Source organism: Streptomyces sp. 17_S59 (assembly GCF_056930295.1).
In genome coordinates this window covers 3,104,459-3,116,769 of the sequence record NZ_JBXOWD010000001.1, presented here as the reverse complement: position 1 = coordinate 3,116,769, position 12,311 = coordinate 3,104,459, and the positions used below count along the sequence as shown (strand labels likewise).

The following is a 12,311-nucleotide window of genomic DNA, read 5'->3' as shown; positions in this document are numbered from 1 at the left end:
GTACATCCGGCACCTGCCGATTTAGTGGAAGGACCCGCCATCATGGCGAAGCTCACCAAGGACGAGCTGCTCGCGCAGTTCGAGGAGATGACCCTCATCGAGCTCTCCGAGTTCGTCTCCGCCTTCGAGGAGAAGTTCGACGTCACCGCTGCCGCCCCGGCCGCCGTCGTCGCCGCCCCGGGCGTCGTTGCCGCCGAGGCCGTCGAGGAGAAGGACGAGTTCGACGTCATCCTCACCGCCGCCGGTGACAAGAAGATCCAGGTCATCAAGGTCGTGCGTGAGCTGACCTCCCTGGGCCTGAAGGAGGCCAAGGACCTCGTCGACGGCACCCCGAAGCCGGTCCTCGAGAAGGTCGCCAAGGACGCCGCGGAGAAGGCCGCCGAGGCCCTCAAGGGCGCCGGCGCCTCCGTCGAGGTCAAGTAACACCTCCCGGAGTCTGCCGACTCCTCTGACATACGTCAGCAACTCAAGGGCGATCACCCATGCGGGTGGTCGCCCTTGGGCGTTCCCGGGACGGATGCGCGCAGCGGCTCCCGGGGGCGAGTATGGTGATCTTCGTTGCTCCGCGGAGGCGACGACCCGCTCCCAGCAGGGCGGCAGGCCGCTCCGACCGGCCGCCGGGGGCCCAGGGGCCTTGACGAACGGCACGTCGCGCGCGATTCTCAGGACGCGTCCTCGACGCAGCGCCACATCGATCCACCGGCCGAGGCATGGATCGAAGGCGGAGTGGGAAGTATCGTCATGCGCTTCCGGCGCGTCGCTCGCGCCGGGTGGTCGCCAGGCGATGGAGGAACAACAGGATCCCGGAGGGAGAGATTGGTATCGCACCGGTCTCCGGAAATCCGCTCTGGACATCAGTGGGCCAAGTGGCTACACTGACCCTTTGCGCTGCCTGTTAGCTGCTCCCTGCCCGTCACCAGGGGCATGCCCACTCTCCAGTACAGCTGATGGAAACCCCCTGACCTGGGATTTCTCTCATAAGTCCGGAGTGGGACCGGTACGCGCGTAGTGAGTCCGAGCCCTCGGAAGGACCCCCTCTTGGCCGCCTCGCGCAACGCCTCGACCGCCAATACGAACACCGGCGCCAGCACCGCCCCGCTGCGCATCTCCTTTGCGAAGATCAAGGAGCCTCTCGAGGTTCCCAACCTCCTTGCGCTGCAGACCGAGAGCTTCGACTGGCTGCTCGGCAATGCCGCCTGGAAGGCTCGCGTCGAGGCTGCGCTGGAAAGTGGTCAGGACGTCCCCACCAAGTCCGGTCTGGAGGAGATCTTCGAGGAGATCTCCCCGATCGAGGACTTCAGCGGGTCGATGTCGCTGACTTTCCGTGACCACCGCTTCGAGCCCCCGAAGAACTCGATCGACGAGTGCAAGGAGCGCGACTTCACGTACGCGGCCCCGCTCTTCGTCACGGCCGAGTTCACCAACAACGAGACCGGCGAGATCAAGTCCCAGACGGTCTTCATGGGCGACTTCCCGCTCATGACGCCCAAGGGCACCTTCTGCATCAACGGCACCGAGCGTGTCGTCGTCTCGCAGCTGGTCCGTTCGCCCGGTGTCTACTTCGACTCCTCCATCGACAAGACGTCCGACAAGGACATCTTCACGGCCAAGATCATCCCGTCCCGGGGTGCCTGGCTGGAGATGGAGGTCGACAAGCGCGACATGGTCGGTGTCCGCATCGACCGCAAGCGCAAGCAGTCCGTCACCGTCCTCCTGAAGGCCCTCGGCTGGACCACCGAGCAGATCCTCGAGGAGTTCGGCGAGTACGAGTCCATGCGCGCCACCCTGGAGAAGGACCACACCCAGGGCCAGGACGACGCGCTGCTCGACATCTACCGCAAGCTGCGTCCGGGCGAGCCGCCGACCCGCGAGGCCGCGCAGACGCTGCTCGAGAACCTCTACTTCAACCCGAAGCGCTACGACCTCGCGAAGGTCGGCCGCTACAAGGTCAACAAGAAGCTGGGCGCGGACGCCCCGCTCGATGCCGGTGTGCTGACCGTCGACGATGTCATCGCGACGATCAAGTACCTGGTGAAGCTGCACGCCGGTGAGCAGGAGACGGTCGGCGAGAGCGGCCGCTCCATCGTCATCGAGGCCGATGACATCGACCACTTCGGCAACCGTCGTCTGCGCAACGTCGGCGAGCTCATCCAGAACCAGGTCCGCACCGGTCTGGCCCGTATGGAGCGCGTCGTCCGCGAGCGGATGACCACCCAGGACGTCGAGGCGATCACGCCGCAGACCCTGATCAACATCCGGCCGGTCGTCGCCTCCATCAAGGAGTTCTTCGGCACCAGCCAGCTGTCCCAGTTCATGGACCAGACCAACCCGCTGTCGGGTCTGACCCACAAGCGCCGTCTGTCGGCGCTGGGTCCGGGTGGTCTCTCCCGTGAGCGGGCCGGCTTCGAGGTCCGAGACGTTCACCCGTCGCACTACGGCCGCATGTGCCCGATCGAGACGCCTGAAGGCCCGAACATCGGTCTGATCGGCTCGCTCGCCTCCTACGGCCGGATCAACGCGTTCGGTTTCGTCGAGACCCCGTACCGCAAGGTCGTCGACGGCGTCGTCACCGACGAGGTCGACTACCTGACCGCCGACGAGGAAGACCGCTTCGTCATCGCCCAGGCGAACGCCCCCCTCACCGAGGACATGCGTTACGCCGAGTCCCGCGTGCTGGTCCGCCGCCGTGGCGGCGAGATCGACTACATCCCGGGCGATGAGGTCGACTACATGGACGTCTCGCCGCGCCAGATGGTGTCGGTCGCGACCGCCATGATCCCGTTCCTCGAGCACGACGACGCCAACCGCGCGCTCATGGGATCGAACATGATGCGCCAGGCCGTTCCGCTGATCAAGGCGGAGTCGCCGCTGGTCGGCACCGGCATGGAGTACCGCTGTGCGGTCGACGCCGGCGACGTCATCAAGGCCGAGAAGGACGGTGTCGTCCAGGAGGTCTCCGCCGACTACGTGACGGTGGCCAACGACGACGGCACGTACAACACGTACCGGGTCGCCAAGTTCTCCCGCTCCAACCAGGGCACGTCCTTCAACCAGAAGGTCGTCGTGGACGAGGGCGCCCGCGTGGTGTCCGGCCAGGTGCTCGCCGACGGTCCGTCCACGGACGAGGGCGAGATGGCGCTCGGCAAGAACCTGCTCGTGGCGTTCATGCCGTGGGAGGGCCACAACTACGAGGACGCGATCATCCTGTCGCAGCGCCTCGTCCAGGACGACGTCCTCTCCTCGATCCACATCGAGGAGCACGAGGTCGACGCCCGTGACACCAAGCTGGGCCCCGAGGAGATCACCCGGGACATCCCGAACGTCTCCGAGGAGGTCCTCGCCGACCTCGACGAGCGCGGCATCATCCGCATCGGTGCCGAGGTCGTGGCCGGCGACATCCTGGTCGGCAAGGTCACCCCGAAGGGTGAGACCGAGCTGACGCCGGAGGAGCGCCTGCTCCGCGCGATCTTCGGTGAGAAGGCCCGTGAGGTCCGTGACACCTCGCTCAAGGTCCCGCACGGCGAGATCGGCAAGGTCATCGGCGTCCGCGTCTTCGACCGCGAGGAGGGCGACGAGCTGCCGCCGGGCGTGAACCAGCTGGTCCGCGTCTACGTCGCGCAGAAGCGCAAGATCACCGACGGTGACAAGCTTGCCGGCCGTCACGGCAACAAGGGTGTCATCTCCAAGATCCTCCCGGTCGAGGACATGCCGTTCCTCGAGGACGGCACCCCGGTCGACATCATCCTCAACCCGCTCGGTGTCCCGTCCCGAATGAACCCGGGACAGGTCCTCGAGATCCACCTCGGCTGGCTCGCCAGCCAGGGCTGGAAGGTCGAGGGCGACGAGGACTGGATGAAGCGGCTCCAGGCGATCGGCGCCGACGTCGTCGCCCCGGGCACCAACGTCGCGACCCCGGTCTTCGACGGTGCCCGCGAGGACGAGCTGGCCGGTCTGTTCGAGCACACCGTCCCGAACCGCGACGGCGAGCGCATGGTGCTCCCGTCCGGCAAGGCCCGGCTGTTCGACGGCCGCTCCGGCGAGCCGTTCCCGGACCCGATCTCGGTCGGGTACATGTACATCCTCAAGCTGCACCACCTGGTCGACGACAAGCTGCACGCCCGTTCGACCGGTCCGTACTCCATGATCACCCAGCAGCCGCTGGGTGGTAAGGCTCAGTTCGGTGGCCAGCGCTTCGGTGAGATGGAGGTGTGGGCGCTGGAGGCTTATGGCGCCGCGTACGCCCTCCAGGAGCTGCTGACCATCAAGTCCGACGACGTCACCGGCCGCGTGAAGGTCTACGAGGCGATCGTCAAGGGCGAGAACATCCCCGAGCCCGGCATCCCCGAGTCCTTCAAGGTGCTCATCAAGGAGATGCAGTCCCTCTGCCTCAACGTGGAGGTGCTGTCCTCGGACGGCATGTCCATCGAGATGCGGGACACCGACGAGGACGTCTTCCGCGCGGCGGAGGAGCTCGGTATCGACCTGTCCCGGCGCGAGCCGAGCAGCGTCGAAGAGGTCTGACGGGTCTGGGCGGGGGTTCCGACCCCGGAACCCCCGCCCGTCCCCGGACCCCCAGACCACTGATGTAGAGCCCATAAATCGCTAACGCGAGGGGCACGACCCTGAAAGAGGGATTGACGAACAGTGCTCGACGTCAACTTCTTCGACGAGCTGCGGATCGGCCTGGCGACCGCGGACGACATTCGGACCTGGTCCCACGGTGAGGTCAAGAAGCCGGAGACCATCAACTACCGCACCCTGAAGCCCGAAAAGGACGGACTCTTCTGCGAGAAGATCTTCGGCCCCACCCGGGACTGGGAGTGCTACTGCGGCAAGTACAAGCGTGTCCGCTTCAAGGGCATCATCTGTGAGCGCTGTGGCGTCGAGGTCACGCGCGCCAAGGTGCGCCGTGAGCGGATGGGCCACATCGAGCTTGCCGCCCCTGTCACCCACATCTGGTACTTCAAGGGCGTTCCGTCGCGCCTGGGCTACCTGCTGGACCTGGCCCCGAAGGACCTCGAGAAGGTCATCTACTTCGCCGCCTACATGATCACGTGGGTGGACGAGGAGCGCCGCACGCGCGACCTGCCCTCGCTGGAGGCCCATGTCTCCGTCGAGCGCCAGCAGGTCGAGCAGCGCCGCGACGCCGACCTGGAGGCCCGCGCCAAGAAGCTCGAGGCCGACCTGGCCGAGCTGGAGGCCGAGGGCGCCAAGGCCGACGTGCGCCGCAAGGTGCGCGAGGGCGCCGAGCGTGAGATGAAGCAGCTGCGCGACCGCGCGCAGCGCGAGATCGACCGCCTCGACGAGGTCTGGAACCGCTTCAAGAACCTCAAGGTCCAGGACCTCGAGGGCGACGAGCTGCTCTACCGCGAGCTGCGCGACCGCTTCGGCACCTACTTCATGGGTGCGATGGGCGCCGCCGCGCTGCAGAAGCGCCTGGAGTCCTTCGACCTGGACGAGGAGGCCGAGCGCCTCCGCGAGATCATCCGGACCGGCAAGGGCCAGAAGAAGACCCGTGCGCTCAAGCGCCTCAAGGTCGTCTCCGCCTTCCTGCAGACCCGCAACAGCCCCAGCGGCATGGTGCTGGACTGCATCCCCGTGATCCCGCCGGACCTGCGTCCGATGGTGCAGCTGGACGGTGGCCGCTTCGCGACCTCCGACCTGAACGACCTGTACCGCCGTGTGATCAACCGCAACAACCGTCTGAAGCGTCTGCTCGACCTCGGTGCCCCCGAGATCATCGTGAACAACGAGAAGCGGATGCTCCAGGAGGCGGTCGACGCCCTCTTCGACAACGGCCGTCGTGGTCGCCCGGTCACGGGCCCCGGCAACCGTCCGCTGAAGTCCCTCAGCGACATGCTGAAGGGTAAGCAGGGTCGCTTCCGTCAGAACCTGCTCGGTAAGCGTGTCGACTACTCGGCCCGTTCCGTCATCGTCGTCGGCCCGCAGCTCAAGCTGCACCAGTGCGGTCTGCCCAAGGCCATGGCGCTGGAGCTGTTCAAGCCGTTCGTGATGAAGCGCCTGGTCGACCTGAACCACGCGCAGAACATCAAGTCGGCCAAGCGCATGGTCGAGCGTGGCCGCACCGTGGTGTACGACGTCCTCGAAGAGGTCATCGCCGAGCACCCGGTGCTGCTGAACCGTGCGCCCACGCTGCACCGCCTCGGCATCCAGGCCTTCGAGCCGCAGCTGGTCGAGGGCAAGGCCATCCAGATCCACCCGCTCGTCTGCACCGCGTTCAACGCGGACTTCGACGGTGACCAGATGGCCGTCCACCTGCCGCTCTCCGCGGAGGCGCAGGCCGAGGCCCGCATCCTGATGCTGTCCTCGAACAACATCCTCAAGCCGGCCGACGGCCGTCCGGTCACCATGCCGACCCAGGACATGGTGCTCGGTCTGTTCTTCCTCACCACCGACGAGGAAGAGCGCAAGGTCATCGGTGAGGGCCGGTCCTTCGGCTCGGTCGCCGAGGCGATCATGGCGTTCGACGCCCGTGAGCTGTCGCTCCAGGCGAAGGTCGACATCCGCTTCCCGATCGGCACCGTTCCGCCGCGTGGCTGGACCCCGCCGGTCGACGTGGACGGCGACGCCGAGACCACCTGGCAGCAGGGCGACAGCTTCCGTCTGCGCACCACCCTGGGCCGCGCGCTCTTCAACGAGCTGCTGCCCGAGGACTACCCGTTCGTCGACTACTCGGTGGGCAAGAAGCAGCTCTCCGAGATCGTCAACGACCTCGCCGAGCGCTACCCCAAGGTCATCGTGGCGGCGACGCTCGACAACCTGAAGGCGGCCGGCTTCCACTGGGCGACCCGTTCCGGCGTCACCGTGGCCATCTCCGACGTCGTGGTCCCCGAGGCCAAGAAGGAGATCGTCGCGGGCTACGAGGCCCAGGACGAGAAGGTCCAGAAGCAGTACGAGCGCGGTCTGATCACCAAGGACGAGCGCACGCAGGAACTGATCGCGATCTGGACCAAGGCGACCAACGAGGTTGCCGAGGCGATGAACGCGAACTTCCCCAAGACGAACCCCATCTTCATGATGGTTGACTCGGGTGCCCGAGGAAACATGATGCAGATGCGGCAGATCGCCGGTATGCGTGGTCTGGTGTCGAACGCGAAGAACGAGACCATTCCGCGACCCATTAAGGCGTCGTTCCGTGAGGGTCTCTCCGTGCTGGAGTACTTCATCTCCACCCACGGTGCCCGTAAGGGTCTCGCGGACACCGCCCTCCGTACCGCCGACTCGGGTTACCTGACCCGTCGTCTCGTGGACGTCTCCCAGGACGTGATCATCCGCGAGGAGGACTGCGGCACCGACCGCGGCCTCAAGCTGCAGATCGCCTCCAAGGGCGAGGACGGCGTCCTGCGCAAGGCCGACGACGTCGAGACCAGCGTCTACGCCCGCATGCTGGCGGAGGACGTGGTCGTCGACGGCAAGGTCATCGCGCCGGCCAACGTCGACCTCGGTGACGTGCTCATCGACCAGCTCGTCGCCCACGGCGTCGAGACGGTCAAGACCCGTTCGGTCCTCACCTGTGAGTCCGCGGTCGGCACCTGTGCCTACTGCTACGGCCGCTCGCTGGCGACCGGCAAGCTGGTGGACATCGGTGAGGCGGTCGGCATCATCGCCGCCCAGTCCATCGGTGAGCCCGGTACCCAGCTGACGATGCGTACCTTCCACACCGGTGGTGTGGCCGGTGACGACATCACCCAGGGTCTGCCCCGTGTCGTCGAGCTCTTCGAGGCCCGTACCCCGAAGGGTGTCGCCCCGATCTCCGAGGCCGCCGGCCGCGTGCGGATCGAGGAGACCGAGAAGACCAAGAAGATCGTCGTCACTCCGGACGACGGCTCCGACGAGACCGCGTTCGCGATCTCGAAGCGAGCCCGTCTGCTGGTCAGCGAGGGCGAGCACGTCGAGGTGGGCCAGAAGCTCACCGTGGGTGCCACCAACCCGCACGACGTCCTGCGCATCCTCGGCCAGCGCGCCGTCCAGGTCCACCTGGTCGGCGAGGTCCAGAAGGTCTACAACTCGCAGGGTGTGTCGATCCACGACAAGCACATCGAGATCATCATCCGGCAGATGCTCCGCCGCGTGACGATCATCGAGTCCGGCGACGCCGAGCTGCTGCCGGGCGAGCTCGTGGAGCGCTCGCGCTTCGAGTCCGAGAACCGTCGTGTGGTCACCGAGGGCGGTCACCCCGCCTCCGGCCGTCCGCAGCTGATGGGTATCACCAAGGCCTCGCTGGCGACGGAGTCCTGGCTGTCGGCCGCCTCCTTCCAGGAGACGACCCGAGTCCTGACGGATGCGGCGATCAACGCCAAGTCCGACTCGCTCATCGGCCTCAAGGAGAACGTCATCATCGGTAAGCTCATCCCGGCCGGTACGGGTCTGTCCCGCTACCGCAACATCCGGGTGGAGCCCACCGAGGAGGCCAAGGCCGCGATGTACTCGGCCGTCGGTTACGACGACATCGACTACTCGCCCTTCGGCACCGGCTCCGGCCAGGCGGTTCCGCTGGAGGACTACGACTACGGTCCGTACAACCAGTAAGCACCTGGTTCGCTCGTCAGGGCGGTCACCCTTCGGGGTGGCCGCCCTGCGGCGTTTCGGCAGGGCGGCCTGGGCCGCGCAGGGCCGGGCCTCCGGGGGAGTGGCGGTCCGGGGCCGCGGGATCCGTCCACAGGAGGCCGTGGGCGGCTGTGGCGCCCGTCGGCTATGGGGTACTCGATGACTTGCATGGTCGGCACCATCGCGCAGGAAAAAGTGAGAGTTCGCTTACGTCGTCAGGGTTGCTCCGTGCGCGCTCGCGGCCCTCGTGCGCAGTGCGGGAGTGGGCGCGCCCGACCGGCGAACAGCAGGTCGAAGCAGGTCGAAGCCCCTGCGGCGGGGGACGGACGCCCGCTCGTGCGCCCGCGCAGGCGCCCCCGCCGTGCCCATACGCCCGGAGTGTGGGACGCTGAACCGGGACAAAATGCCGCAGGTCGGGGCGTCCACCGCGTGTGTATTTGTTTTGACCGCAGCCCATGCGGTAGGTACGCTCTGACCTTGTGCCTGGGGTGTCCCCGGGCTCTCGTGCGTGCCTTCAGACCGCACGGGAGGTCCGGACCGGGCGGTTCTCGCCGCATCGGAGACACCGAAATCTGCACCATTCCGCCTCCGGCGGGGGTCTGCAGTCTTCGACACGCCCGACCTCGTGGGTCGGTCGCAGTTCCGGGTTAGTTTTATCGTGATCGGCACACAGAAACCGGAGAAACGGTGCCTACGATCCAGCAGCTGGTCCGGAAGGGCCGGCAGGACAAGGTCGAGAAGAACAAGACGCCCGCACTCGAGGGTTCGCCCCAGCGCCGTGGCGTCTGCACGCGTGTTTTCACGACCACCCCGAAGAAGCCGAACTCGGCGCTCCGTAAGGTCGCGCGTGTGCGTCTGACCTCCGGCATCGAGGTCACCGCTTACATTCCGGGTGAGGGCCACAACCTGCAGGAGCACTCCATCGTGCTCGTGCGCGGTGGCCGCGTGAAGGACCTGCCGGGTGTTCGCTACAAGATCATCCGCGGTTCCCTCGACACGCAGGGCGTCAAGAACCGTAAGCAGGCTCGCAGCCGCTACGGCGCCAAGAAGGAGAAGTAAGAATGCCTCGTAAGGGCCCCGCCCCGAAGCGCCCGGTCATCATCGACCCGGTTTACGGCTCCCCCCTGGTGACGTCGCTGATCAACAAGATCCTCCTGCACGGCAAGCGCTCCACCGCCGAGCGCATCGTGTACGGCGCCATGGAGGGTCTGCGCGAGAAGACCGGCAACGACCCGGTCATCACCCTCAAGCGCGCCCTCGAGAACGTGAAGCCGGCTCTCGAGGTCAAGTCCCGCCGCGTCGGTGGCGCCACCTACCAGGTGCCGGTCGAGGTCCGTCCGGGCCGCGCCTCCACCCTGGCGCTGCGCTGGCTGGTCGGTTACTCCCGCGCCCGTCGCGAGAAGACCATGACCGAGCGCCTCATGAACGAGCTGCTGGACGCCTCGAACGGCCTCGGCGCTTCGGTCAAGAAGCGCGAGGACACGCACAAGATGGCCGAGTCCAACAAGGCCTTCGCGCACTACCGCTGGTAGTCGCAACCCCCATCGAGAACCGAGAGAAGACTGAGCCATATGGCCACCACTTCGCTTGACCTGGCCAAGGTCCGCAACATCGGGATCATGGCCCACATCGACGCGGGCAAGACGACCACCACCGAGCGCATCCTCTTCTACACCGGTGTTTCCTACAAGATCGGTGAAGTCCACGACGGCGCTGCCACGATGGACTGGATGGAGCAGGAGCAGGAGCGCGGCATCACGATCACGTCTGCCGCGACGACCTGCCACTGGCCGCTCGAGAACGTCGATCACACGATCAACATCATCGACACCCCGGGTCACGTCGACTTCACCGTCGAGGTGGAGCGCTCCCTGCGCGTGCTCGACGGTGCCGTGACCGTGTTCGACGGTGTCGCCGGTGTCGAGCCGCAGTCCGAGACGGTGTGGCGTCAGGCCGACCGTTACGGCGTGCCGCGCATCTGCTTCGTCAACAAGCTGGACCGCACGGGTGCCGAGTTCCACCGCTGCGTCGACATGATCGTCGACCGCCTGGGTGCTCAGCCGCTGGTCATGCAGCTCCCGATCGGTGCCGAGGCCAACTTCCAGGGCGTCATCGACCTCGTTCGCATGAAGGCTCTGGTCTGGTCCGCCGAGGCCGCCAAGGGTGAGATGTACGACGTCGTCGACATCCCCGACACGCACGTTGAGGCCGCCGAGGAGTGGCACAACAAGCTGGTCGAGGCCGTCGCCGAGAACGACGAAGAGATCATGGAGCTCTTCCTCGAGGGCCAGGAGCCCTCCGAGGAGCAGCTGATGGCCGCGATCCGTCGCATCACCATCGAGTCCGGCCGCACCACCGAGGGCACCACGGTGACCCCGGTGTTCTGCGGTACCGCGTTCAAGAACAAGGGCGTCCAGCCCCTGCTCGACGCGGTCGTGCGCTACCTCCCCTCGCCGCTCGACATCGAGGCCATCGAGGGCCACGCCGTCAACAACGCGGACGAGGTCGTCAAGCGCAAGCCGTCCGACGAGGAGCCCCTCGCGGCGCTGGCGTTCAAGATCATGAGCGACCCGCACCTCGGCAAGCTCACCTTCGTCCGCGTGTACTCCGGCCGCCTGGAGTCTGGATCTCAGGTCCAGAACTCCGTCAAGGGCAAGAAGGAGCGCATCGGCAAGATCTACCGCATGCACGCCAACAAGCGTGAGGAGATCGAGTCGGTGGGCGCCGGCGACATCGTCGCCGTCATGGGCCTGAAGCAGACCACGACCGGCGAGACGCTCTGCGACGCCGGCAGCCCGGTCATCCTCGAGTCCATGGACTTCCCGGCGCCGGTCATCCAGGTCGCCATCGAGCCCAAGTCCAAGGGCGACCAGGAGAAGCTGGGTGTCGCCATCCAGCGTCTGGCCGAGGAGGACCCGTCCTTCCAGGTCCACACGGACGAGGAGACGGGCCAGACCATCATCGCGGGTATGGGCGAGCTGCACCTCGAGGTGCTGGTCGACCGTATGAAGCGTGAGTTCAAGGTCGAGGCCAACGTCGGCAAGCCGCAGGTCGCGTACCGCGAGACGATCCGCAAGGCCGTCGAGCGCATCGACTACACGCACAAGAAGCAGACTGGTGGTTCCGGCCAGTTCGCCAAGGTGCAGATCGCGGTCGAGCCCCTCGAGGGCGACGGCTACGAGTTCGAGAACAAGGTCACCGGTGGCCGCATCCCGCGGGAGTACATCCCGTCCGTGGACGCGGGCTGCCAGGAGGCCATGGAGTTCGGCGTGCTGGCCGGCTACCCGCTGACCGGCGTCAAGGTGACGCTGCTCGACGGTGCCTACCACGACGTCGACTCCTCCGAGCTCGCGTTCAAGATCGCCGGTTCCATGGCGTTCAAGGAGGGTGCCCGCAAGGCGTCCCCCGCCCTGCTCGAGCCGATGATGGCCGTCGAGGTCACCACGCCCGAGGACTACATGGGTGACGTGATCGGCGACATCAACTCCCGCCGTGGCCAGATCCAGGCCATGGAGGACCGGGCCGGCGCCAAGGTCGTCAAGGGCCTGGTGCCGCTGTCGGAGATGTTCGGCTACGTCGGAGACCTCCGCAGCAAGACCTCGGGTCGCGCAAGCTACTCGATGCAGTTCGACTCCTACGCCGAGGTTCCGCGGAACGTCGCCGAGGAGATCATCGCGAAGGCCAAGGGCGAGTAACCCACTCCCGTCTCGACGGGTGTGGCACACACCTTAGGCTTGACACCG

The 12,311-nt window shown here is 66.5% G+C and carries 6 protein-coding genes; all 6 read left to right on the top strand.

The features are described 5' to 3' along the window. Positions 1–42 precede the first annotated feature (42 nt). The 6 genes from rplL (at position 43) to fusA (ending at position 12,263) form a co-directional block, all read left to right on the top strand. A complete protein-coding gene (gene rplL, locus AC1Z4A_RS13785; protein WP_483678760.1) occupies positions 43–423 on the top strand; it encodes a 50S ribosomal protein L7/L12 in 381 nt (126 codons plus the stop codon). Positions 424–1,038: 615 nt separating this feature from the next. Further along, the gene (rpoB, locus tag AC1Z4A_RS13780) at positions 1,039–4,521 is read left to right on the top strand and encodes a DNA-directed RNA polymerase subunit beta (RefSeq protein WP_483678759.1); all 3,483 of its coding nucleotides are present in this window, start codon (positions 1,039–1,041) and stop codon (positions 4,519–4,521) included. A gap of 123 nt (positions 4,522–4,644) precedes the next feature. After that, positions 4,645–8,550: a DNA-directed RNA polymerase subunit beta' gene (locus AC1Z4A_RS13775; RefSeq protein WP_483678758.1), complete on the top strand. Its 3,906-nt coding sequence runs from the start codon at positions 4,645–4,647 to the stop codon at positions 8,548–8,550. 705 nt (positions 8,551–9,255) lie between these two features. After that, positions 9,256–9,627, top strand: coding sequence for a 30S ribosomal protein S12 (gene rpsL, locus AC1Z4A_RS13770; RefSeq protein ID WP_003948652.1), 372 nt, complete (start codon positions 9,256–9,258; stop codon positions 9,625–9,627). Between the two features lie 2 nt (positions 9,628–9,629). Further along, on the top strand, positions 9,630–10,100 hold the full coding sequence (gene rpsG, locus AC1Z4A_RS13765) for a 30S ribosomal protein S7 (RefSeq protein ID WP_004950419.1): 471 nt from the start codon (positions 9,630–9,632) through the stop codon (positions 10,098–10,100). A gap of 39 nt (positions 10,101–10,139) precedes the next feature. After that, the gene (gene fusA / locus AC1Z4A_RS13760) at positions 10,140–12,263 is read left to right on the top strand and encodes an elongation factor G (protein WP_483678750.1); all 2,124 of its coding nucleotides are present in this window, start codon (positions 10,140–10,142) and stop codon (positions 12,261–12,263) included. The last annotated feature ends 48 nt before the right edge of the window (positions 12,264–12,311 follow it).

Excerpts from the sequence above, each read along its gene's own strand:
- rplL (WP_483678760.1), top strand. The coding sequence starts at position 43 with ATGGCGAAGCTCACCAAGGACGAGCTGCTCGCGCAGTTCGAGGAGATG.
- rpsG (WP_004950419.1), top strand. The coding sequence starts at position 9,630 with ATGCCTCGTAAGGGCCCCGCCCCGAAGCGCCCGGTCATCATCGACCCG.
- fusA (WP_483678750.1), top strand. The coding sequence starts at position 10,140 with ATGGCCACCACTTCGCTTGACCTGGCCAAGGTCCGCAACATCGGGATC.